Origin of the sequence: Pseudanabaena sp. PCC 7367 (assembly GCF_000317065.1) — a bacterium.
In the GTDB taxonomy this organism is placed as follows: domain Bacteria; phylum Cyanobacteriota; class Cyanobacteriia; order Pseudanabaenales; family Pseudanabaenaceae; genus Thalassoporum; species Thalassoporum mexicanum.
This window is the reverse complement of record NC_019701.1, coordinates 4,464,949-4,489,561: the sequence shown is the minus strand read 5'-3', so window position 1 is coordinate 4,489,561 and position 24,613 is coordinate 4,464,949. Positions and strand designations below refer to the sequence as shown.

Here is a 24,613-nt window from a genome sequence, read left to right as displayed (position 1 = left end):
GATGAGTGTGAGCGAAGTAGCAATCAGCCTGCAAAACCTTTGGAAGTGCTTTAAGCGTTATGAGCACCCTGCCGATCGGTTAAAAGAAATTTTCTTCCCCAAACTATGCAAGTCTCAGGAGTTTTGGGCGGTTCAAGGAATCAATTTAGAGATTCATAAAGGGCAAACCCTGGGGATTATTGGCCGGAATGGATCGGGTAAAAGCACCCTGTTGCAAATGATCGCTGGCACCATGACCCCCACCCACGGCACGGTGGAAGTGAAGGGGCGAATCTCAGCGCTGCTGGAATTGGGCAGTGGCTTTAATCCTGAATTTACGGGCAGGCAGAATGTATTTTTTAATGGGCGACTGCTGGGGCTCAGCAAAGAGGAGTTAGAGGAGAAATTTGAGGCGATCGCCGACTTTGCCGACATTGGTGATTTCATTGATCAACCGGTTAAAACTTACTCCAGTGGTATGTTTGTGCGGTTGGCGTTTGGCGTGGCGGTCAATGTTGATCCAGAAATTTTGATCGTGGATGAAGCCCTGGCCGTGGGTGATGTGTTATTTCAGCGCAAATGCTTCAGTAAGATCGAAGAGTTGTGCGATCGCGGCGTAACGGTTTTATTCGTTTCCCACGACCTGAATAGTGTGTTGAATTTGTGCGATCGGGCGATCGTGTTGGATCAGGGCAAAATGCTCTGCGATGAAAAGCCCCATCCGGCAGTATTGGCCTATAGCGCTCTGGTTAGTGAACGTGAGGCCATGGAAGCTAGCCGCCATGAAGAACGCGCCAAGGCAAAGATGATTGCGGCTGCCAATAAAAATGCCAGTAATGGTCACGCCAAGACTAATGGGAATAATGGACTTAATGGCAAGGGGACACAAAAATTCCGCCATGAAGTCAATTTGGTCAAATCCAATCATAAAAATCAGCAATCCGGCCAATCAGGTAAGTCAAGCAAATCAAGCTCCAAAAACGATGCGATCGGTGAATCGCGGATTGGCATGGGCGGTGCGGAAATTCTGACTGCTGAAATTATTAACTCTGATGGCGAACTGACCCAAACCGTCAAATGCGGCGAGCGCGTATCGGTGCGTTCTACGATTCTGTTTCATAGTGATGTGAATCAGCCGATCGCAGGCTTTAAAATCAAAACCATCAATGGCATTGCTGTAATTGGCAACAGTACCTTTGGCTCCCAGAAAACCCTCCCAGCGATCGCTGCTGGCACAGTGCTGACTGTGGAATTTGCCTGGAATTGTTATCTAACTCCTGGTAACTATACTATTTCCGCTGGCGTATCAGAATTGCGGCTCGATCAAAAAATTGTCGCCCTCGATCGCCGCCAGGATATGCTGCCGTTGACTGTAATTGGCTCGCTCTATTCCTATGGTCTGTTGGCAGTGCCGGTAGATATTGATCTTACTTATGTGTCAACCCCAGAAGCAGAATCTAGCCTGACCGCTGAAGTCATTAATGGATGATTGGTGGCAATGATGGATTCATCAACTTTATCAAATCGATCGGCTCTGTCGGCTCAACAATCGCAACCCCTAACCGAGCAAGCAGAACTAGCCGCGATCGCTGCCAGGATGTCACCCCTGGTGATTGTGGGGATGCACCGATCGGGCACTTCCCTCACTGCGGCATTGTTACAAGCGATCGGTGTGGATGTGGGGCAAAATCTTTACCTGGCCGATGGTAATAATGTGAAGGGCTATTTTGAGGATGTTGAGTTCCTTGAATTTCAACGCCAGACTTTACAGGCTTGTTGCGATCGTGATGATCCTGGCTGGCACGATTGGGGTTGGACTGAGCATGAAACCCTCGACCCACAAAAGTTTGCCGCCTCTATTCCCCAGGCACTAGAGTTAATTGCGGCAAGGCAATCGATAACGCAATTTGATCATGCAATACAGTCAAATAATTTAAATCTAGAACTTAAGAAATCTGCGTCAGATTCAGGCGAGCGCATTGATCAAAACGATCGCATCGCTCACCAAGATCACCCAGATCACCTAGATAAAACCAATGATTCTGCTTTAACCGAATCACTATGGGGTTGGAAAGATCCACGCACCACCCTGATGCTGGATTTTTGGCATAATCTAATGCCCCAGGCAAGGTATTTACTTGTATATCGATCGCCCTGGGATGTAGCCGATTCAATTTTGCGTTTGAATAGCCATATCTTTTCATTACATCCCGACTACGCCCTGAAGGCATGGCACTATTACAATCGCCACCTGCTTGATTTTTACACCAGATATCCAGATAAATGCGTGCTGGTGAATATAAATCAGACCTTACGATCGCCCCGACAATGGCTGGAGTTGCTGCGATCGCGGTTGAATGTTCAAGTTAATCCCGACATGGCGATCGAAAAGATTAAAGCTGTATTTGACCCCAAACTATTTCGGAGTCTGGATTTAAGCCATCCTACTGTAGCGCTAATTAGCCAAATTTATCCAGCCTCGGTTGAACTATTCACAAAATTAGATCAGGTGGCCGATATTGCTAGTGGTTTAGATCTAAATCAACTGTTTAAGTCGGATCACAAAATCACCTCGCTTGAGGTTAATCATACTAGTGATGATCGCAATCAAATCCTCAAATCCGCTCTGTTGCTGCATTTACAACTATTACAAACCCAATCGACCCAGCGCCAAACCCAGACAGAATTAACCAAACTGAAACAGCAGGCCGAAATAGAGACTAAATCACCAATCCAAGAATTAGTTCAATTACAGGAGCTATGCGATCGCCAACAGCAAGACCTGGCCACCTTCGCCCAGGTTCACACCGATCAAGCCACGCACATTGCTAACCTGCATCATGAAATTACGGCCATGAAAACTTCTAAATTCTGGCAGCTCCGTCAGGTCTGGTTTAAATTTAAAAAGGCGATCGGTATCAAGTTCGATTAGCCATCTGGCAGGATTTTCAACCTAATCTAATTCTGGCTAATTTGAGTTCGCTAAGATCGCTAAAGTATTAATTTAATCTCAGTTTGGTCAGAAACGATCGCCCTGAGTTCTAATCTAAATTCCCAATCCAGCATCTCTACTGCAATTATTGAAGCCATGATTGATGCCATTCCGCAGGCTCAAAACAATGAGAATCCCGATCGAGATATGCAGCATAATCAAGGGATTGATATTTCAATTATTGTGCCCTGCTTTAATCATGGCGAATATTTGCGCGAAGCCCTGGCCAGTGTGGCAAATTATCAGGGCAACAATCACGAGATTATTATTGTCAATGATGGCTCAACCGAACCAGGTACGCTGCAAATCCTAGCTGAGTTGAGCAAGAATGGTGATCGGATTATCAACCAAGCCAATCATGGCCTAGCCCATGCCAGGAATACTGGGATCGCTGCCGCCCAGGGACGTTACATTCTGCCGCTGGATGCCGATAATAAAATCAGGCCGATTTATATTACCAGGGGGATCGAAGTCTTAGACCAATTTCCAGCGGTAGGTATTGTTTATGGCGATGTGGCCTATTTTGGCGATCAAAACCTGGTCTGGGCACTGCCGGATTTTGACCTCGATCGCCTCATGCTAGGTAATTTCATCGATGCCTGCGCAGTGTTTCGCAAACAGGTGTGGCAAGATTGCGGCGGCTATGACCAACAAATGCCCGATCGACTTGGTTATGAAGACTGGGATTTTTGGTTGGGGGCAGCAGCACAGGGCTGGCAGTTCCATCATCTGGATATGGTGACCTATGACTATCGAGTGCGATCTGACTCGATGGTGCAAAAATGCAAACTGCCTGCCAATCAACAAAGATTGGTGCATTATATTTGCCAAAAACATGAATCGCTCTATCGCCCCAAATATGCGGCGGTGATCGCGGCGAAGGAACTAGCTACCTTTGAGCAAATCCAGAAAGCTGAAGAGGCCAGGTTGCAACTTGCTCAAACTCAGGCTGAGGTCGATCGCTTAGAACAAGAGCTTAAGCATATTTATGCTGATAAAGCCGAGCAAGATCGCCCCATTAACCAACTAGAGCAACAAATAACTAAACTTCAGCAAAAGTCTTTAGCAGAACAACAACAATTGGGACAAGAAACCTTAAACCAGCTAGAAAAGTTGCAGGCAGAGTTAGATTGGATGAAAACCAGCAAATTTTGGCGATCGCGCCAGCTATTTATGCAGATCAAGCGCAAATTCAAAACAATCTTAGGTTTTAACTCAAAAAGCTGATAACCTAGCTGATACCTTTTCCAGTCAGCATTTTGTCGTAGTGATTTTTGTGAATATCTGAATACATTAATACCCTGAGTTTATCTCTTCGCTCACCCTGTGGCAGCTTATGACCAATTCACCTTTAGTTAGTATCTGCATTCCTACTTATAATGCAGCGGAATTTATCGCCGAGACGCTGAATAGTGCGATCGCCCAGACCTACAGTAATTTTGAAATTATTATCTCTGATGACAGTTCCAGTGATGAGACGGCTGCGATCGTAGCTTCTTGCCAAGAGCAACTAGGTGATCAGCGCGATCGGCTGCGATGGCTCAGTCACGATCGCTATGGCGTGGTGGGCAATTGGAACTTTTGCATCTCCCAAGCCCAGGGCAAATATATTAAGTTTCTGTTCCAGGATGACCTATTGCGCCCCGATTGCCTCACCCAAATGGTGGCCCTGGCGGAGCAAGATGAGCAAATTGGTCTGGTGTTTGCGCCACGCCATGTAATTTGCACAGACCAGGCCAGTTTCGATCCGCTCTACATCAACATTACCGAAGCCTGGAGCAAGCTAGAGCCAATTCAATCGGGCTTGGATTTGCTTAGTGATCCCAAATTGTTAACACCACCATTTAATAAGATTGGCGAACCCACTGCGGTTTTAATTCGCACTGAGGTATTTGAACAAGTTGGTTTATTTGACATTAACTTAGTCCAGGTTGTCGATCTGGACATGTGGCTACGGATCATGACTCAATTCAAAATCGGATTTATTGATCAGGTGCTATCTGATTTTCGGGTGCATCAGCATCAGCAGAGTAATCAAAATGAGCATAGCGGCCAGTCCTGGATTGATGATTGGCGCTTGCAGTTTAAGATGCTAGGCGATCGCGCCTATGCAAATTTGCCGGAATCGGTCAAACAACAATTAATCCAAGCCTGTGTCGATCGGATCACCACCACCTATGAAAATATGGAAGGGACGCGATCGCAACTGAGTAAAACCAACCATCAGGTAGCAGAACTTGCCGAAAAGGTTAAAGATTTGAGCCTGCAAGTGCAATATTATGGTGCTCAGGCCAAGGCTGCATTTACCGAAATTGATAAGATGCAAGCCGCTTTCCAAGCTACCAAAAATCAGCTTAGTAACACTCAAGCCGAGCTAGAGGAATCAAACTCAGCCCTTTGGGAAACCAAGGGGAACCTGGAACGCACCCAGGCAGAGCTGACCCAATCGCGCAATACGATCGCCGCTATGGAAAGCAGCAAGTTTTGGAAATTGCGGAATAAATGGTTAGATCTAAAGCGATCGCTAGGGCTACCCGCCACCGACTAAAAAATTTACGTTAGCAATTCATGAAGTATTTAAATAAAGCACAACAGATCTTGGCGGAGCATGGGGTAGGCACTCTCTTAATTAAAACCAGAAATAAGATCTATTGCACGGTTAAGGATTGGCTGCTGGCGATCGCGGTGGTTAAATCAATTACCCGCTTCACTAACAAATATTCCGAAAAGATTTACATTACCCTCAAGCGGGATGGGGTTGCTGGCGTTGTAATTAAGGCCAAAAACAAAATTTATCGATTCTTGGCGCAGCGCTTGCCATTTTTGCCCGATGAGCGCTATTTATCACTTTCACCACTGCAAAGACCCCAACCAATTACGATCAAAACCAGCCCTAATCCCCAGGTCTCACTGTTGATCTATGCCCATAACAATGCCAAATATGCCTATAACTGTTTGAAGTCAATTAATCAGCAAATTGGCGATCGCTGGGCGATCGAGGTAATTTTAATAGATGATGCTTCGACGGATTACACCAAAGACTTTTTGAAGAAAGTTTCTGGCATTAATGTAGTTAGAAATAAAACAAAACTTGGCCATATAAATGCTTATAATCAAATTGCCAAATTAGCCAAAGGTGATTTTTTATGCTTTTTGGATCAGGATTATCAATTAACTGAAACCTGGCTGGAGTCTTTATTATTAGTTATTAATAAAGAACATCAAAGCAGCGATTACAAGAGTGATCAATATAGTAATCAATCTGTTGATCAAAATGTCACTAATATCGCTAGAAACAATCATAAATCGCTTAGTAAATTAGGCCATGTAGGCGCGGTGGGTTCGCGCTTAATTTATGAAAGCAACACCTGTGAATTAGCTGGTGGTATAGTTTGGCAAGAAGGGTATTTATGGCGCTATGGTCACCGCGATTATGCCGAAGAACCAGAATATTGTTATCTACGACAGGTTGATTTTGTAGCGATCCCAGGCATGTTAATCAGGCGCGATGACTTCAATCAAGTTGGCGGCTTCAGCGATCGATATAGCCATGAACTATACGCTGCGGCTGATTTTGGCTTCAAGTTGCGATCGCAGGGTTGGCAGGTGGTCTATCAACCGGAAGCAAAGTTGATTTGTCGGCATGAACCTGAGCTAAAAATTAATTTTGCCCATGCCAATATTATTAATAGCAACAATAGTAAAGATGGATATGATCGCATTGCTACGCAAGTTAGTTCGATCGCTAGTTCTGATGTTTTAACTAAGGACTTAAATCGGATAATAAGTAATGATTTAAATTTGGTTAGTGATGCAGCTCTAAATCAAATTATTCTCGATCATGCTAATCAGATAATTAATTATAATGGTAATTCAGGCCATGATTCTAATGATTTAGATGCAGATTTAATTATTGATGCTAATGCTAGAAATAATCCAGAAATTCAATTAGATCAGTCAACAGGTTATGGCCAAACTAATTTAAATATTGCTAAAGATACTCAGCAGTTGATTAGTAAATCTAAAGGTGAGCTAGTTAATGATTCGATCGATTTAGTTAACAGTAAAGCTAGGCTCGATTCAACTAGTGATTCAACTAGTGATTCAAAGCTTGATTTAACTATTGACCTAACTAAAGAAGCGGCGATTAATCCTAATCACAATGGCTTAAATAATGGCAAAGCCATGCTTCACCTTAAAAATACTAATGCTATTAATCCTCAGAGCAGGCATAAGGATAAGGACATAGCTAAACATCAGATCAGGAGTTTAAATAGCGATCGCCTAGAGCTACTAAAAACCTGGCGATCGGCTCTGCCCCAGCATTATTCCTATCAACCCAGTAATTTTGAACTAGCACCCCGGCGAGTGTTACCTAAGCCAACGGTGTTGATTATTGATACCCTGGTTCCTGCCTATGACAAGGATTCTGGCTCCTATCGGCTGTTCAATATTATTAAAATCCTGCAAAGCTTTGACTATCACATTATTTTTCTGCCCGACTATGGCCACGACCAAGACCCCTACACTGGCGAGCTGGAAAGTATGGGGATCGAGGTGCTTTATTTTACCTACAAGCAAAATGATTGGCAGCAAAGACTAGAGCGAAGGCTGCCCGCGATCGACCTGGCCTGGGTCTGTCGGCCGGAATTATGCGAGAAATATATGCCAATCCTGCGGCAGCAGCCTCAGATCAAAGTTATCTACGACACGATCGATTTACATTTTGTGCGCATGAAACGTCAATGGGAACTGGGCGGTAGTAGCGATCGTCACCTGGAGGCTGAGTGGCAAAAAATGCAAACCCAGGAAGTTGAATTTGCTCGCCGCGCTGATCTGACTCTGGTAGTGACTGAGGTGGAAAAGGAACTGCTGGATAATTTTGAAGCCAAGCAAGTGCGAGTAGTACCCAATGTTCATGAAATCTACCCCGATCGCGGTAAGGGTTTTGCCGATCGGCAAGGGTTATTGTTCATTGGTGGTTACTACCATGAGCCCAATGTAGACGCGGTGATCTGGCTGTGTGCCGAAATTATGCCGCTGGTGTGGCGATCGCAACCAGATTTGCATCTCACTTTGTTGGGAAGTAATCCTTCGCCAGCCGTCAAGGCGCTGGCCAGCGATCGGGTTTCTGTGCCTGGCTATATCAAAGACGTGGAGCCCTATTTTACCTCCCAACGACTATTTATTGCGCCATTGCGCTATGGGGCGGGAATGAAGGGCAAAATTGGCCACAGCCTTTCCTATGGACTGCCCACCATCACTACCTCGATCGGGGCAGAAGGAATTGGCCTGGTTTCGGGCGAAAATGCGATCGTAGTAGACGAACCAGAACAATTTGCCACCGAGATCCTAAACCTCTACAATAACGAGGGTTTGTGGCAAAAAATCTCGCAGAACTCCTTTAAGGCGATGTATAAATACACGCCAGAGGCGGTGAGGGAAACAATTAATCAGGCGATCGCGCCATTATTAGTCAATTCTAATCCAAATCCTGAGCCAAATTCTAAGCCAGGTTCTGAATTAAATTCCTAATCAAGGAGCTATCCAATTCTCGATTATGCAGCTATACTTGCCCAGTTGTACCAGTTGTAAGAGATTGAGGCGGAACGTGAAGACAACAGCTTTGCTGATTTAAGTAAATATGCTTTCCAGTGTATTTTTCGATGGTGCATTGGTTTTACAATGTTTATCTAGATATGCCTTACGTTCAACCACCGCCACCTATCCCGCCCCAGACTTACATAATCGACGCGGGATCTTTGCAAGGGCAGTCGCTCCAGATGGAAGCGACGGAAATATTGGCATCGGTCGATCGTCGCGTGGAAGGCGATCTCGAAATGTTGATGCGATCGGCAACCACCAACTTTGATCAGCTCTTTGTGCGGTTGGTAGCCCAGGCTGGCCCGGTTAAGCCAGAAAGCATTATTCTGCCCAAACCCACCGATCCACCAATCCAAATTCCCCTGCCGCCAGAAGATGTGACCGGCGAACGGATGCAGGTGTTGGCAGACAACCAGGAATTTAACGATGCCGAGCAGACCTTTGTTGCCACAGGGAATGTGATTGTGCGCTATCAGGGTTCGGAGCTGAAGGCCGATAAGGTAGAGGTGAATATTGTTGAGCAGGTCGCCGTTGCCCAGGGGAATGTATTTTTCACCAGGGGCGATCAAATGCTGCAAGGCTCTCGATTAGAATATGCCTATGCTGACCAGAAAGGAAACCTCAGAGATGCCTCTGGCGCAATCAATCTGGGCACACTCGATCGCCCTGAGGCGACTCAATTGCCGTCTGACCTCGATTCTAATTCGCAGTTCTTCTCGGTGGGTAGAAACGATCGCAGCACCCGTGATGATGGTGAAGTAAGGCGTTTAGGCTTTAGAGCCGAAGTCCTGCGACTGGATGGCGACACCTGGGAAGCAGAAAAATTGCGGATTACCAATGATCCATTCTCACCGCCAGAACTAGAGCTGGTCACCGATCGCGCCACCCTCAAGCCCCTTTCGGAAACTCAAGATCAACTCAAAACCGAAAACCCGCGCCTGGTATTTGACCAAACCGTTTCGATCCCTTTGTTCAGAGACACACTGATCATTGATAAATATCAGCGCGACACCCCAGCCAAAATTGGTTTTGATAGCCGTGATAAGGATGGCCTGTTCTATCAGCAAAACTTTGATGTAATCAGCGCAGAAAATATCAATCTCACCATATCGCCACAGATATTACTCCAGCGCGGATTTAATGGCGATCTGTTTGGGGCGGATATGTTTGGCGTAGAGGTAGCCCTGGATGCGGATCTGCCCAATCGCCAAGTGATTAATGCGGAAATTGAGCTATCGAGCTTAGATTTAACCGACCTAGATAACCAATTGCGGGTGGCGAGCACCTACGATCGCCCGATTTTTGGTGATCATACCTTCTCCGCCCAATATACCTTCCGCGATCGCATCTTCAATGGTTCGATTGGGTTCCAGGATGTGCAGAACTCGCTGGGGTTTAATATTTTCTCGCCCAACCGCCAGCTTGGTGATTCGGGCATTAATCTAAGTTATCAGGCTGGGGCGCAATATATCAGTGCCGATCGGGCTGATTTAGATGTGGTCGAAGTGGGCAGCTTAGGGCGTTTGCAAGGGGCGATCGCCCTCAATCGGGGGATTCCGATCTGGCGTGGTAAAACACTCCCGCCTGAGCCTACCAGCGGCCTCAGATATTCTCCCAAGCCAATTCAACCCAGGCTGGATGCGATTCTGGGCTTGTCGGGCACTTATTCTTACTACACTTCTGACGATAGTCAGCTCTATCTGGCTGGCACGGTTGGTTTATCTGCCGTATTGGGTAATTTCGCCGAAGACTTCTTTGACTATACCCAGCTAAATATTAGCTATAGCCAGGGTTTAACCAATGGTGAATCGCCTTTCTTCTTCGATCGGGTGGTCGATCGTCAACGCCTTAATGCGGGAGTGCTACAGCAACTCTATGGCCCGATCCGACTTGGGGCGCAGAGCAGTTGGAATGTTGAGACAGGAGAGGTGATCGACTCATCCCTTAGCCTCCAATACGATCGCCGTACCTATGCCTTTGTGATTCGCTATAGCCCAACCCGCGAGATTGGTGAATTGCAGCTCAGAATTAGTGACTTTAATTGGGATGCTCCCCCCGGTGATGATGTTACGCCCGTGCGTGGTGGGGTAGAACGCCGCGATTAATGGAAAAACATCACAACATTAGTGACACCGTTGGGGAATGCTAACTTCAATATAAATCCTGAGATGGCTCAGAATCGCAGTTTGAGGAAAATGGACACTAACGCAACGATAGCGATCGTTAGGATAGAAATATAGTGCCAAAATATATCCCAAAGTAGGCGAAATTTTGTTGCAGGTATGATATCTAATGTATCTACGAACTTGGTTCATTTATAGTTCATTTATAACTAAATGACGTTTGTCTGTAGCAATTTCAATTGTCTATGATCAAACGGGATTAGTTAGAGTTGGTCGAGCATATACTTGCAGTATTAAGCATTATTTATAAAGTATTAGCAGTTTAGTGAGAGATACCCGATGGCAAATCTCAAGCGTACCCGCGAGGATATTCTTGAATCCGTAATCGATACAGTGCATCGCAAAGGCCTGAGTGCTACTGGGTTGAGTGAATTATTCAAACTCAGCGGTGCTTCATCGGGTAGCTTTTACAACTATTTTGGTTCCAAGCATGAATTGGGGCATGCTCTGATTGATTACGAATGGCAAAAATTGCAACAGAGCGTAATTAAGCCCGCGATCGAAAATTGCTCAGATCCAATCGATCGGGTGTTCTGGATGCTCGATCGCCTCGAAGCTAAGCAACAGATCGAGCCAATGTGTATGGGCTGCTTGCTGGGTAATTTGATTGTGGACCTGGTTGAACAGGATGAATCCTTTCGGGAACATCTAGCGGTGGTTTTTGATGCCTGGCAGGCAGCGATCGCAAATTCATTGCGTGAAGCCCAACGAGAATTGCTGCCAAATGTAGAACCAGATATTCTGGCGGAAGAAATTCTCACCACGATCGAAGGGGCAATGTTGATGGGCAAGCTCCGCCGCAACGGTGATTATATTAAGCGTGGTTTTGATAGCGCTAGAAGATTGGTGAAAGCTTCGCTACGATCGCCTTCTGCTCTGACTTCTGCCCATCATTAATAAAACAATTTAACCAGATTTAAAACCAACAACCTGGCTGCTACTGCGATCGCGGCAACTTTAGCATCCTAACCGCTAGCTAATTAAATTTCTGCTGAGAAATAGTAGCAAATCACACTCTTTTCGATCGTAGTGATGCCATTTAATAAGTTTAATAGTTTCTAATAGATGAAACGTTCTATTTAATTTTAATCAACTTTGCTTCTGCATAGTTATTACACAGCCATCAAACCATCTAAGTGTGAATCTGTGTGAATCTTAGAATTGAGTAAAGACTCTATGGTTCATGAGCGATCGAAATTCACAGGTTTGATCACTCCTTTCTGAATTTACAAATAATAATGGCAATGTCACTACCTGGATTTTCCTAAGTAGGCAAGTTCAAGTTATCAACTAAAACCAAACAGTCAAACGAAACTAGATAACTAGATAAAGAGATAGAGGAAGTAAGGTTAATGGAACTACCTGTTTTAATCAGCCCTAAGGAGCTATCGGAGCTTCAAGCTAGTCAAAAAATTGTCATCCTTGACACCCGTGATCCCGATGACTTTGCCAAGGAGCATATTCCTGGCGCGGTGAATGTGCGAAAACTATTTACCTATCTGGTGGAAGATTCTACCCCAGAAACCCTGACCAAGTTGCAAACGGACTTTGCAGAAATCCTGGGAGCAGCAGGATTATCCGGCTCCGAACCTGCGGTGATTTACGAAGAAGCCCTAAACAAAGGCTATGGTCAATCCTGTCGCGGCTATTTTATTCTCAAGTATTTGGGCTATCCCCAGGTAGGAGTATTGCATGGTGGATATATGGCCTGGAAGCAGGCTGGTTTGCCAGTTACGGCGGAAACCACTACGCCAGAGCCAAAGACCTTCCCCATGAACGTATCTGATGCTATTTTGCTGACCAAAGAAGACATGCTGAAGGCGATCGCTGATCCTGGCATTGTCAAACTGGATGTGCGTGATTTCGACGAATGGCAGGGTGATAGCTCCTCGCCCTATGGGGTTGATTTCTGCCCCCGTAAGGGGCGCATTCCTGGCGCAGTGTGGATCGAGTGGTATCGGATGATGGAGCCTGGTGCCGAGATCCCCACGTTTAAATCCACTGATGAAATCCTCAAGGTCTGTGATGAAGTGGGCATTTCCCCCGATATGCCCGTATATGTCTATTGCTTTAAAGGATCGCGGGCGGCGAATACGTTGATCGCGCTGAAGCAGGCTGGCTTTAAGGATGTGCGTAATTATTTTAGTTCTTGGAATGAATGGTCACGCGATCCAGAATTGCCGATCGAGGAGGGCGCTCCCGATCCCCAGAAGATGGCTGCCAAGGTCTAGGGCTAATCGCTCAATTCAAATTTAGGATTTAACTTAATTTAAAACTTCAAAAACTAAGTGGAGGTGGTGCGATCGCAAGATTTGCCGCCTCTATTTTCTTGTTTGAGCGATCGTTGCTTATGCCAATTCCTAGTTTTGATTTTCTGATTGTGCTACCAATTCAGCTAAGTGTTTCATGATTTGTAAAACTTCTTCTAGATCACGATCTTGACCCAGGACAAACTGCTTCGATCGAGCATAGCAAGGTACATTGCGAAACACCAGTTTCAAAAATACAAAATCTTTGCCGTTGGTTACCAGGCTATACAAGGTGGGAAACGATCGCGCTACTTTCAACCAATACGCCAATAGCTGCGAAATCCCCATCTCGATCGAGAATTCAGCATGATTAGTTTCGATCGCCAGCACCCAGATTTTATGATTGAATCCCAGAACATCAAATCGTGCATTGGCTGCTGCATTTGCATCGCTTGTCTTAGTTCTAAAGGCTTCTTCTTCCCAGACTACAAATGGTTGCAGATAAAGCCCTGCTAAATCCAGTAAGGGTGCAAGAGTTGCTAACTTAACAGTGCTTTCTAAGACCGATCGCTGCTCTAAATTAGCCATAACTGCTTGCACGCGCTGCAATCGTTCTTTCTCATCATTGGAGAGGATTGGTAAGTCTTGCTGCCACTCGGAGAAAAAGGCCGGATCCTCAACCAAATTAAGATTGAATTGCTCCTGCAAGTCGTAGAGGGTAATTTTTTCTGCGGCGATCGGTTTTACCATGTCTCACCAACGCTTATGCATTTTATATTTATTTTAATTGTACAGTAATTCCTTGCTCAATCTCTGGTTTAAATGACTATCAAACTTCGCTCCCATTGAGAAACCACGGTGCGAGCACCTAAATTACAATCCAAATAGTTATAACCTTGAGAAAGTAACAAAAGATTAGCTAGCAAAAAGTCAATGGCCAAGATCGCATACTTCGATTGTGCAGCCGGGATCGCCGGAGACATGTGTTTAGGGGCATTAGTTAGTGCAGGCGTACCGATCGATTATTTAAACGAAATTGTCCAGCGCTTAGGCTTAGCCGCCGAAGTTAAGATCTGGGGCGAGAAAGTCTTAAAGTGTGGTCAGGAAGCCACCAAAGTCTATGTAGAAATTACTGGGCATGGCCATGATGATCCGGGTACTTTCAGGCATGGGCAGGATCAAGCAGCAGCGCAGGTTAACCATAAACATCGCCACCTGGCTGACATTGAAAAAATTATTAAAGCCGCCAACCTGAGCGATCGCACCGCCCAATGGAGTCTGTCCGTATTCCGCAATTTAGCTAATGCCGAAGCTGCTGTGCATGGCGTTACTCCAGAACAAGTCCATTTCCACGAAGTCGGCGCACTGGATGCGATCGGTGATATTGTCTGTACCTGTGCCGCGATCGATTGGCTAGGAGTTAACCAGATTTATTGTTCTGCCCTGCCCACTGGCGGTGGTTATGTGAATTGCGATCATGGCCGGATGCCTGTTCCCGCCCCCGCTACGCTGAAATTATGGGAAATGCATCAAGTGCCTGTGTTCAGTAATGGCATTAATAAAGAATTAGTAACCCCCACTGGGGCAGCGATCGCCGTGACCCTGTGCGATCGATTTGGCCAACCACCAGCAATGCAACTCACCAGGGTTGGGATTGGTGCTGGTTCCCGCGATCTGGATATTCCCAATATTGTGCGGCTCTGGTTAGGGGAAACTAATCCTGATTCTAATCCTATAAATCCAAATACTTCACTAGAACAAGCAAAAAAAAACTTGATTCCACCACCAGCAGAAACAGACAAACCGAATTAATTACAATCCTGGAAACCCAGATCGATGATCTCAGCCCCCAGGTGATCGCCTATGTGATGGAGCGATTATTAGCGGTTGGGGCGTTGGATGTTTTCACCCAATCGATCGGCATGAAAAAGTCCCGTTCTGGTCTGTTGCTAACGGTGCTTTGTCAGCTTAAAGATGTGCCAGCCTGTGAAGATATTTTGTTTGCGGAAACCACCACCCTCGGTATTCGCCGCCGTTTGCAAGAGCGGGTAATCCTGGCCAGGGAAATTCACTGGGTTGAGACTAAATATGGCAAGGCGCGAGTAAAGATTGCCTGGCGCGATCGCGCGATCACTGTGCAACCAGAATATGCCGATTGTGCTGAATTAGCTCAAGCCAACCAAGTAACACTGCTAGAAATACAAAAAGCGGTGCATGAAGCCGGAATCCAGCTCTTACACCACCTTAAACATGATTAATATAATTGTCTCAATGCTTGATCAAGCAACTATTAGGCCAGCAGTTAAAGATAACGTCGTTCTAGATGATAGTTAGCTCTAGCGCGATCGATATTTCTGATTGCTGTTTGGCTGGCGCGATCGCTAAGATCGTTTTGGTCAATGCAATTGCTGTTAGAGGCAGGGTCACGATCGCCAAAATGTCGATTGGGCTCAAAACTCTGATGGGAATTAAAATCAGAGCGATCGCTAACATTTTCGGACGACCTGCGCGGGGCGCATACAAACCCCAGGAATGTGCTGAAGAGTGACATGATGTTTAGCTTCTAATTGAAGTGGTGATGATGGTGAATGTAGAGAAGTTGGGCGATCAGAGGCGATCGCGCCCAGGTTGGCCTCGGAGCCAATCATCATTCCGAACTTACAGCGATTAGTATTAATAAACATCATGGTTCAATCCTCCCCTTTTTTTGGGTTTCTTTCTAGGCCATTGATGAGCATAACCAAAAGATTTGGCAGCTTGCCTCATCCGTTTGCCTCATCCAGTTGGGTGAGTGAAGAAATTAAACTTTGGCTAAAGCTTAAATATCCTGCCATAAATCAGGTATTGCCAGATCCAAAGGGCAAAATGCTGGCAAGAAAGAATACAAATAAATACATAACGGATTCCAATTTAACCAATCGCTGGATCGCCGCCTCATCCCGTCATTCCATAAAGCCAATCATTAACTACCCGCTGGCTCAATCCGCAGCAATTGCCCATTATCAGCATCAGTGAGCACATATAGCAATCCATCGGCTCCTTGACGTACATCCCTTACCCGCTGGCCGATCGGGATTGATTCTTGATTAATTGCCTTGCCAGATTCATCTAGCTCAATTCGGCGAATGTCCTGAGAAACCAGCCCACCAGCAAATAATTGGCCGTCCCACTGGGGAAAGCGATCGCCACGATAGAAAGCCAAGCCAGATGGAGCGATCGATGGAGTCCAGATCACCACCGGATCAATCATTCCAGGTAACGAAGTTTCTGGGGAAATTAGCCCCCCTGAATATTCCCGGCTGTGGGTAGCCACTGGCCAACCATGATTCTCGCCACCAGTAATTAGATTCAGTTCATCGCCACCACGGGAACCATGCTCAGTTGCCCAGACCTGATTAGTCAGCGGATCGATAGTCATGCCCTGGATATTACGGTGGCCATAACTCCAAACCGCTGGTTCGGCGGCAGGATCGTTAGCAAAGGGATTATCAGCCGGAATCGAGCCATCGTCATTGATTCGCACCACCTTGCCAAAATGGCTACCCACATTCTGAGCTTGCTGGCGGATCAGTTCACCACCCAAACGAATCGGCGGGTTACCACCATCACCGATCGAGGCCAGCAATGTGCCATCGGGGAGCCAGGTGAGACGGGAGCCAAAATGCTGTCCTCTGGGCTTGGCTTGCGAGACCTCAAAAATCACTTCCACATTCTGGAGTGCATTACCATCAAGAGTGGCGCGGGCAATGCGGGTACGATTAGCATTGATCGTGCCGTGGGAATAGGTCAGATAAACCAGGCGATTGGTCGCAAAGTTGGGATGCACTGCCACATCCATCAGGCCACCTTGATTAGCAGCCAGCAAATCGGGCACCCCCGCGATCGGCGTTGGTTCTAGCACCCCATTCCGAATAATTCGCAATCGTCCTGGCCGCTCTGTAACTAAAATTTCACCATTTGGCAACCAGGCCATACCCCAGGGATGCTCCAAACCAGAGACGATCGAGTTGATCTCAAAACCATTACTGCTAGCTTCACTCTTGACTCCCGCCGTAGTTGGATTAGCTGGGTCAGTTGAGACTGTTGATTCGGCGGTATCCACTGCGGTTTGAGTTTCTTCCGTTGGAGCAGAACTAACTGAATTCACTGGATTGGACTCTGCCTGATTGCTGGCACAGCTTGCTGCACCCACAAGCACGATCGTGCCCCCCACCATAGCGGCCAGATAAGCGTTCATTTTTTTCAAGGTTGCGATCATTGAATTATTAAGAATGAAGAGTTTAAAAATGAAGGGGACAAACGGGCCAACAAAGCAAATCGCTGAGGTTGTAATAGGGTTCTCAGACAATCGCCAGTAGCAAAAGAGTTAGAGACGACAAAGACGACAAAGATGCGATCGAAAGAAACCAGGTAGAGCTAGAAAAAACTATCTTAAGCTTAATCTTAATTCTAGAATATTGCGCTTGTGCGCTTTGTGGCTGCTCTTCGATCGCTAGAATGAAAGCTTAGCCCAGCCTAGTGTTTACAACAGACATAAAAAAGTAGGCCAGATGTGGTAGTAATTGTCCCTAATCAAGGTAGGCTAGATAGACTTATTTGACTAGATTATTTATTTTAGTTGAATTAATTACTAGAGCTGTTGCAAACGCCTGATCGTGGGACTGAAGGGTTGCGATTTTAACCGTATTTGTTTGCCCTCTTATGGGAATTTTGCGCAAATAGTCTTTAGTAAAAAAGTAGATATTGCTTAAGCCTGGTCAAAACTTAAAAACGATATCAAGCTTCGGTCGTATATGTTGAGGTGATTAAGGTATGGGGTCAACTGAGCAATTGCCAGTAGCGATTATTGGCGCATCTGGTTATGGTGGCGTGCAGCTAGCCCGATTGCTGGTGGAGCACCCATTGGTGGAAATTGCCTATATGGGTGGTAGTGGCAGCGCAGGCAGTGGGTTTGGCGATCTCTATCCCCATTTGGCTCATAGCATTGACATCACGATCGAAAATGCTGAACCCGAAGCGATCGCCGATCGCGCCAAGATTGTATTTCTATCATTACCCAATGGCCTGGCTTGTAAACTTGCCCCCAAATTGTTGGCCAAGGGCTGCAAAGTCTTGGATCTATCTGCCGACTATCGGTTTCGGGATTTGCAAACCTACACCGATTGGTACAAAACCGAGCGGGATGATCTGGATGTGGCTGCCAGTGCTGTGTATGGCCTACCAGAAATTTACCGCGATCGGATCGCTGAAACAAATCTAGTTGGTTGTCCTGGCTGCTATCCCACCGCTACCTTGCTGGCCTTGCAACCATTATTAAAACAGGGCTTAATTGACTTGCGATCGATCGTGATTGATGCCAAGTCGGGCACTTCTGGTGGCGGCAGACAACCCAAAACTAATATGCTGCTGGCGGAAGCATCGGCTTCGGTTTGTGCCTATGGAATTGGCAAACACCGCCACACCCCAGAAATCGAACAAATTTGCTCCGATCTGGCTGGCCAGGAAGTATTGGTGCAATTCACTCCCCACCTGATGCCAATGGTGCGCGGCATTCTGTCTACGGTCTATGCAAATATGCGTGATCCTGGTCTGACTAAGGATGATGTGCTGACGATCTATAAATCCTTCTACCGCTCCTCGGAATGGGTGAAGGTCTTGCCCAGCGGTATTTATCCCCAAACCAAGTGGGCTTGTGGCACTAATCTTTGTTACATCGGCCTAGAAGTAGATTCGCGCACCGGGCGGGTAATTGTCACTTCGGCGATCGATAATCTGATGAAAGGTCAGGCAGCGCAAGCGGTGCAATCAATGAATATTATGATGGGTTGGCCGGAAACTACTGGTTTACCAAAACTGGCTTTTTATCCTTAGTCTCTCGATCTATGTCTAATCGGCTCAAAGCCCTTTTATATTACGTTTTAACCCGATTGCTCCTTGCACCATTGATGTTGTGGACGATCGCCAGCCTGGTGTTTTTATTAATGCGGGCTACCCCAGGTGATCCCGTCGATGCGATCCTGGGGCCTCGCGCCCCTACGGCAGTTAAGGATGCATTGCGCGAACAATTGGGGCTTTCCGGTAGCCTGTGGGATCAATATCTCCACTACCTCAATAATTTAATTCACTTTGACCTGGGCACCTCCCTGACTACCCGTGGCCAAGCCACCTGGGAGATCATTCAATCTTTTTTCCCAGCTACCGCAGAGCTAGCGATCTACAGCATGGTGGTGGCGGCTTCGATCGGTCTGGGGGTGGGTATTCTGGCCGCAGTTAAAGCAGATACAGGCTGGGACTTGGGCGGTCGCTTGTTTGGCATTATTACTTATTCCTTGCCACTGTTCTGGATTGGTATGTTGTTGCAGCTTACTTTGTCGGTGCAACTGGGCTGGTTCCCGATCGGTACGCGCTTCCCAGCCACCCTGCCGCCACCAGATGCAATCACTGGCTTATATACCCTTGATGCGCTGCTACAGGGGAACTGGCACCAATTTATCACCAGTTGTCATTATTTGATTTTGCCTGCCTTTAGTCTGGGAATTGTCCTCAGCGGCATTTTTGAACGGATTGTGCGGGTTAGTTTGCAAGAAACATTGCGATCGGACTATGTGGAAGCAGCGATCGCCAGGGGCATAAATAGTCGATCGGTTTTAATTAACCATGCCCTCAAGAATGCCATGATTCCGGTGGTGACAATTCTGGGCTTAACCTTTGCGGCGGTTCTTGGTGGCGCAGTGCTAACCGAGGTTACCTTTTCCTGGCCTGGTTTGGCTAATCGCCTGTTTCGAGCCCTGGTCGGCCGTGATTACCCAGTGGTGCAGGGGATTGTGGTGTTTTTTGCGGCGATCGTGGTCACAATCAGCATTGCGATCGATATTATTAACGCCTGGATCGATCCACGCATTCGTTATTAGCGGCTGGGTTGCCGATCGCCAATGTTGCCCCATCTGCCAGGCTGCAACAGGCTAGGATAAACCCGCTCCAAAAAACTAGCCACCATTGCTGTAAATACCCCTTCCAACAACATCAATGGCATATGCGCCGCCACCAGCACCGACATAATATTAGCCCGCTCCGTAGTGGTATTCGCACCGGCGGGCATCGTGGCAATTAACACCACATACATCAGCGCCACCGCCAGGGCAATGCTACCGAATCCAGCCAAAAAACCAAACCCGCTGGTCACGATCGATCGGGGGAATAGATGCCGCCAGAATCGGGCATGGCGCAATTGAAACACATGATAGAACAGCAAGGTAGGCAGACCCGCGATCGCCGCATTTATGCCCAGCGTAGTCAAACCGCCATGCTGAAAGATCACCGCTTGCAAAAATAACCCCACCAGGAGCGCCGGAAAAGCATAATAGCCCAACGTGATTCCCAGCAGCCCATATAGCAATAAATGCACACTACTGGGGGGTAGCGGAATTTTGATCGACGAAGCAATAAAGAAAGCAGCGGTTAGGAGGGCAGCTTTGGGCACTCCCGCCGAAGGATCGGGTAATTTGTGGATCTGTCGCAGTGAAAACCAGGTGGTAAGCCCAGTAACCGCATAGCTACCCATCCAAGCTGCTGTGGGCAAATAGCCTTCAGAGATGTGCATAGTTAAGCTTGAATAATGGGCAGAACTCAATTATTAAGCATTGTGATCGGGCGATCGGGAACCCACTGATTATTTTAAGCTCTGTTCTTCGGTGGTAAATCTACGCTTAGGCAATCGCATTAATAAATCTGGTTTTACTTTGCCCAGGAAGATCGCCACCAGCGCGGTGAAAACCCCTTCTGCCAGCATCAGTGGAATATGGGCAATTACCAGACTAGATAATAAGCCGTTTATGTCCAACGCAGAGCGATCGCCCACGGCCACAGCCCCCAACAACAGGCCAAATATAAAAATAGTTGTGAGTGCAACGCCCAGAAATCCAGCCGCAAAGCCAAACAGCCCATCCCAAATTTGATTTTTGAGCCGCAATACATATTTAAGCTGAAACAAATGATAGACCAATAAAGCGGGAATCCCGGCAGTCAGGGCATTTAAGCCCAGGGTAGTTAATCCACCATGCTGAAACATGGCCGCCTGGAAAAACAAACCAACTAAGATCGCTGGGAAAGCATAATAACCCAGCATGATCCCCAGCAGGCCATTGAGCAGAGGATTAACACTGGTGGGGGGCAGGGGCAGTTTGAATGAAGAGGCCAGAAAAAATACCGCTGCCAATAAAGCCGCCTTGGGAATATTTGCGGTGGGATCGGGTTCCTTTTCGATTTGGCGCAAAGAATGCCAGGTAAGCAATCCGGTTAGGGCATAGCCTCCAGCCCAGGCTTGAGCGGGTAAATAACCATCGCTGATGTGCATAGTTGCTTATTTCCTCCGCCAGAAAAATAAGGCTGTGCCGACGCAACCCCACAGCACCGAGGCGATCATCACTCCTTTTTGCATGGGCGAGTAGGTGGCGGTTCCACCGGAGGTAGTAGCAACATTACTGGTTTCAGTGGCAACTGGATCAATGGCGATCGCTGGACTAGTCTCTACCTCTGCATCGTTTGCATTAACTGGATCCTGTGTAACTTTAGGCGATTCTTCAAGATCTGAATTACTATCTTTAGCTGGATCAACAACTGGCTCAGGAGCATTTGCAATACTAGCAATCGGGATGATTACTTCCCCCGCATGTCCTACTTGTCGCACTTGCACTTGCCAATCGCCAGGGATCATGGCATCGGGAATAAATAAAAAATCACCCTTTGAATCGGTTTTACCTTGCAGCCAGGGTTCGGTTTGATCATTTGGCGCAAACACATTTACCTGGGCATCAGTCAACGCCACCCCACCATCATCAACGTTGATCATGATCGCGCTGGTGGATTCATATTGAATATTCAGGGCATGGGCGATCGCCTTGCCGGGTTGAAAGATAATTAAGCTTAAACCCAACCAGATCAGGATAAAAGCGATCGGTAGGTTTATTTTCTGGCGCTGCATTGAGGTTCTATTTCTTGCGGGAATAGGTATTTGTCCTAGTCTATCGCAGTCTCAGGCGGCTGGTTGGTTTGACGGGTTGTCAATCTTGGCGAGGATGAGGAATTGGCCACTCATTTTAATTTCTGATACTTTATTGAAATTTTAACTCTTGCCGGACTAGGTATTCATCCTGGTTTATCGTAGTCTTAAAGCATATACTATGGATGCTTATATTTTTAAAGCTGCAAAAGGTTAAATTGCTCCGTGTCTCAGAATAGCGCAAAAAAAACTCAGGAAAATCTTTGCTATCCAAAAGATTTTTTGAATCAGATAATTTGTGGAAATGCTGTATCTGTAATGAAGCATTTGCCTGATAGTTCTATTGACTTAATGGTTACGTCGCCACCATATAATTTAAAAAACTCTACAGGCAATGGGATGAAGGATGGCAGAGGAGGTAAATGGTCGTCTGCTGCGCTCTTAAATGGTTATTCTCACCACAACGATTGTATGCCCCATGATCAATATGTTAGCTGGCAAAGAGAAGTTCTTTCAGAAGCCATGAGAGTTTTATCTGATAATGGAGCCTTTTTCTATAATCATAAGTGGAGAGTTCAGGGTGGGCTCTTACAAGACCGCAATGATATAGTTTCTGGGTTTCCAGTAAGACAAATTATTATATGGAAAAGGTCAGGTGGAATTAACTTTAATCCTGGTTATTTCTTGCCTACTTATGAGGTTATATATTTAATTGCTAAGAAAAAATTCAAACTAGCCCCTAAAGCAAATGCTTTCGGAGATGTGTGGGAGTTCTCTCAAGAGACAAAAAATAGCCACCCTGCCCCATTCCCTGTTGCATTGGTTACTAGGATTATTTCCTCTACAACAGCTCAGATTATTCTAGACCCATTTATTGGTTCTGGTACTACTGCAGTTGCAGCTAAAAATTTAGGTAGAGACTATATTGGGATTGATATATCTCCTGATTACTGTGATTCTGCAAGAGAGAGATTGGCACTCATGGGTATATCTGATTCATCCATAGATTTAAGTAAAGGCTCAAATTTTGATGATGGACAGATTTCTCTCTTTTGATACTAAGCTGCCTTATGGAAATATACACAAAAGCTTCTTTAATTGAAAAGTTAAAAGAAATAAGGTCTATGGGATGGATTCAGTCTCATAGACAGGGCAACGTAGGTGGTATAGGCAATACTCTTGAGGATCTCCTGGGTATCCCAGAAAATAACCTTCCGATACCAAATGCAGCTGAGTGGGAATTAAAGTGTCAAAGAATTAACAATAACTCTGTTACTTCTTCTCTGACTACTCTATTCCACATGGAACCATCACCAAGGGCTTTAAAATTTGTCCCTTCTATTTTCCTGCCAAAATATGGTTGGCCCCACAAGCAAGCTGGAGGCAAATACCCCAGTACAGAAATGAGTTTCAGACAAACTATAAATGCTGTCAATCCAACAGATAGAGGTTTTAAAGTTGTAATTGATAAAGTGGATAGAAAAGTATTAATTTCATTTGACTCTAAATTTGTTTCAGAAAAGCATTCTTTATGGCTAGACTCTGTAGAGCAAAAAATTGGCCTTGGGCAGCTTTCACCACAACCCTATTGGGGTTTTGATGACCTATTTCATAAAGCAGGGACAAAACTACATAACTGTTTTTTTGTGGGTGCGTTACGAAAAAAAGAAAAAACTCTCGAATTTTTTAAATATGACAAAATATTAATGCTTTCTAATTTTTCTTTAGATCGGTTTATCCAATCCATTGAAGAAGGTGATACTTTAGTTGATTTTGATGCTAGAACTGGTCATAACCATGGGACAAAATTTCGATTTAGGCAATCTCGGTTTGAAAAATTGTACTCCCAAGTCCAAGTAATATGAGGTTTTACCATTAGGTATGTATCGCTATGGTATAAGGATCACAAGTAATGCTTAACCCCACCTAGTTTTAGTGATTAGCTATGGCAGATCCGACCCTATTCCAAGGCGCAACCGGCCCCGCAGTCAGAACCCTGCAAGAACTACTGCGCAATCGCCGTTTTTTCCTCAGCTCGATCAATGGCATTTTTGACCAATCCACCCTGGAATCGGTGACCCTGTTCCAACAATCGCGGGGGATGCGAGGAGATGGGGTAGTTGGCCCAAGTACCTGGTCAGCATTGCGAACTGGTAACACTGCTACGCCCACACCCACGCCCAGGCCGCAACCTTCTCCTGTTCCTGGTTTTGAGCCAATCCTGTCGCGGGGGGCATCGGGGCCAGCGGTCACAGAACTGCAAAGATTATTGCTGGCGCGGGGATTCTATCGCAGCACGATCGATGGTGAGTTTGGCTTTGGTACCGAAGCTTCGGTGATGCGGTTTCAAAGCTCGCGGCGGGATTTGACTAACAATGGCATTGTTGATGCCAACACCTGGTCAGCGTTGCGATCGAATATTGGTAACCAAACCAGGCCGATCGATCTGGTGAATGTGTGTAGATATTATGATCCGATTCGTTTCCCCCACCAGACCAATGCGATCCAATGGCTGGAGCGGCAATTAGACCCTAGTGTGCTCGATGGGTTTGCACGGCGGTGGCGCAATCAACGTTAGTGCTTGAATAACTAAAATAAACATAGAAGC

21 protein-coding genes are annotated in these 24,613 nt (G+C 46.2%); 15 read left to right on the top strand and 6 right to left on the bottom strand.

Features of this window, described 5'->3' with window-relative positions:
• Positions 1 to 7 precede the first annotated feature (7 nt).
• The 8 genes from PSE7367_RS22810 (at position 8) to PSE7367_RS18025 (ending at position 12,989) form a co-directional block, all read left to right on the top strand.
• A complete protein-coding gene (locus PSE7367_RS22810; protein WP_041700102.1) occupies positions 8 to 1,468 on the top strand; it encodes an ABC transporter ATP-binding protein in 1,461 nt (486 codons plus the stop codon).
• A gap of 9 nt (positions 1,469 to 1,477) precedes the next feature.
• Positions 1,478 to 2,911 (top strand): sulfotransferase family protein, encoded by a 1,434-nt coding sequence (locus PSE7367_RS20785; RefSeq protein ID WP_015166779.1) that lies wholly within the window; start codon positions 1,478 to 1,480, stop codon positions 2,909 to 2,911.
• 156 nt (positions 2,912 to 3,067) lie between these two features.
• Positions 3,068 to 4,198 (top strand): glycosyltransferase family A protein, encoded by a 1,131-nt coding sequence (locus PSE7367_RS20780; protein WP_015166778.1) that lies wholly within the window; start codon positions 3,068 to 3,070, stop codon positions 4,196 to 4,198.
• Between the two features lie 109 nt (positions 4,199 to 4,307).
• Positions 4,308 to 5,519, top strand: coding sequence for a glycosyltransferase family 2 protein (locus PSE7367_RS18045; RefSeq protein WP_015166777.1), 1,212 nt, complete (start codon positions 4,308 to 4,310; stop codon positions 5,517 to 5,519).
• A 20-nt stretch (positions 5,520 to 5,539) separates the two neighbouring features.
• Entirely contained in the window at positions 5,540 to 8,506 is a 2,967-nt protein-coding gene (locus PSE7367_RS20775) for a glycosyltransferase (protein ID WP_015166776.1), read from the top strand.
• Between the two features lie 164 nt (positions 8,507 to 8,670).
• On the top strand, positions 8,671 to 10,680 hold the full coding sequence (locus PSE7367_RS18035) for a DUF3769 domain-containing protein (protein ID WP_198013428.1): 2,010 nt from the start codon (positions 8,671 to 8,673) through the stop codon (positions 10,678 to 10,680).
• Between the two features lie 357 nt (positions 10,681 to 11,037).
• On the top strand, positions 11,038 to 11,655 hold the full coding sequence (locus tag PSE7367_RS18030) for a TetR/AcrR family transcriptional regulator (protein WP_015166774.1): 618 nt from the start codon (positions 11,038 to 11,040) through the stop codon (positions 11,653 to 11,655).
• Positions 11,656 to 12,110: 455 nt separating this feature from the next.
• Complete coding sequence (locus PSE7367_RS18025) at positions 12,111 to 12,989, top strand: sulfurtransferase (RefSeq protein ID WP_015166773.1); 879 nt, start codon at positions 12,111 to 12,113, stop codon at positions 12,987 to 12,989.
• Between the two features lie 129 nt (positions 12,990 to 13,118).
• Here PSE7367_RS18025 and PSE7367_RS18020 read toward each other — a convergent pair whose 3' ends face one another.
• On the bottom strand, positions 13,119 to 13,757 hold the full coding sequence (locus PSE7367_RS18020; RefSeq protein WP_015166772.1) for a hypothetical protein: 639 nt from the start codon (positions 13,755 to 13,757) through the stop codon (positions 13,119 to 13,121).
• 183 nt (positions 13,758 to 13,940) lie between these two features.
• Here PSE7367_RS18020 and larC point away from each other — a divergent pair, with 183 nt between their 5' ends.
• Positions 13,941 to 14,819 carry a nickel pincer cofactor biosynthesis protein LarC gene (gene larC, locus PSE7367_RS21330; RefSeq protein ID WP_264314160.1) on the top strand — a complete coding sequence of 293 codons (879 nt, stop codon included), beginning with the start codon at positions 13,941 to 13,943 and terminating at the stop codon, positions 14,817 to 14,819.
• Between the two features lie 41 nt (positions 14,820 to 14,860).
• Entirely contained in the window at positions 14,861 to 15,265 is a 405-nt protein-coding gene (larC2, locus tag PSE7367_RS23020) for a nickel pincer cofactor biosynthesis protein LarC2 (protein ID WP_413773407.1), read from the top strand.
• Positions 15,266 to 15,309: 44 nt separating this feature from the next.
• On the opposite strand, the gene PSE7367_RS22210 is transcribed toward larC2, so the two are convergent.
• Positions 15,310 to 15,558: a hypothetical protein gene (locus tag PSE7367_RS22210; protein WP_156800429.1), complete on the bottom strand. Its 249-nt coding sequence runs from the start codon at positions 15,556 to 15,558 to the stop codon at positions 15,310 to 15,312.
• A gap of 411 nt (positions 15,559 to 15,969) precedes the next feature.
• On the bottom strand, positions 15,970 to 17,244 hold the full coding sequence (locus PSE7367_RS18010; RefSeq protein ID WP_015166769.1) for a PQQ-dependent sugar dehydrogenase: 1,275 nt from the start codon (positions 17,242 to 17,244) through the stop codon (positions 15,970 to 15,972).
• Positions 17,245 to 17,819: 575 nt separating this feature from the next.
• On the opposite strand from PSE7367_RS18010, the gene argC reads away from it, so the two are divergent.
• The gene (argC, locus tag PSE7367_RS18005; RefSeq protein ID WP_015166768.1) at positions 17,820 to 18,878 is read left to right on the top strand and encodes an N-acetyl-gamma-glutamyl-phosphate reductase; all 1,059 of its coding nucleotides are present in this window, start codon (positions 17,820 to 17,822) and stop codon (positions 18,876 to 18,878) included.
• Positions 18,879 to 18,889: 11 nt separating this feature from the next.
• Positions 18,890 to 19,918 carry an ABC transporter permease gene (locus PSE7367_RS18000; RefSeq protein ID WP_015166767.1) on the top strand — a complete coding sequence of 343 codons (1,029 nt, stop codon included), beginning with the start codon at positions 18,890 to 18,892 and terminating at the stop codon, positions 19,916 to 19,918.
• On the opposite strand, the gene cbiM (PSE7367_RS17995) is transcribed toward PSE7367_RS18000, so the two are convergent.
• The 3 genes from cbiM (PSE7367_RS17995) to PSE7367_RS22565 form a co-directional block, all read right to left on the bottom strand.
• Complete coding sequence (gene cbiM / locus PSE7367_RS17995) at positions 19,915 to 20,607, bottom strand: cobalt transporter CbiM (RefSeq protein ID WP_015166766.1); 693 nt, start codon at positions 20,605 to 20,607, stop codon at positions 19,915 to 19,917. The genes PSE7367_RS18000 and cbiM (PSE7367_RS17995) overlap by 4 nt on opposite strands.
• 69 nt (positions 20,608 to 20,676) lie before the next feature.
• Positions 20,677 to 21,360, bottom strand: coding sequence for a cobalt transporter CbiM (gene cbiM / locus PSE7367_RS17990; protein WP_015166765.1), 684 nt, complete (start codon positions 21,358 to 21,360; stop codon positions 20,677 to 20,679).
• 6 nt (positions 21,361 to 21,366) lie between these two features.
• Complete coding sequence (locus PSE7367_RS22565) at positions 21,367 to 21,987, bottom strand: carboxypeptidase-like regulatory domain-containing protein (protein ID WP_015166764.1); 621 nt, start codon at positions 21,985 to 21,987, stop codon at positions 21,367 to 21,369.
• Positions 21,988 to 22,230: 243 nt separating this feature from the next.
• On the opposite strand from PSE7367_RS22565, the gene PSE7367_RS17980 reads away from it, so the two are divergent.
• The 3 genes from PSE7367_RS17980 to PSE7367_RS17970 all read left to right on the top strand — a co-directional run bounded on the left by PSE7367_RS17980 (position 22,231) and on the right by PSE7367_RS17970 (position 24,583).
• A complete protein-coding gene (locus PSE7367_RS17980) occupies positions 22,231 to 23,061 on the top strand; it encodes a DNA-methyltransferase (RefSeq protein WP_015166763.1) in 831 nt (276 codons plus the stop codon).
• Positions 23,062 to 23,075: 14 nt separating this feature from the next.
• Positions 23,076 to 23,870 (top strand): MvaI/BcnI family restriction endonuclease, encoded by a 795-nt coding sequence (locus tag PSE7367_RS17975; protein WP_041698606.1) that lies wholly within the window; start codon positions 23,076 to 23,078, stop codon positions 23,868 to 23,870.
• Between the two features lie 80 nt (positions 23,871 to 23,950).
• A complete protein-coding gene (locus PSE7367_RS17970; protein ID WP_015166761.1) occupies positions 23,951 to 24,583 on the top strand; it encodes a peptidoglycan-binding domain-containing protein in 633 nt (210 codons plus the stop codon).
• Positions 24,584 to 24,613: the final 30 nt, after the last annotated feature.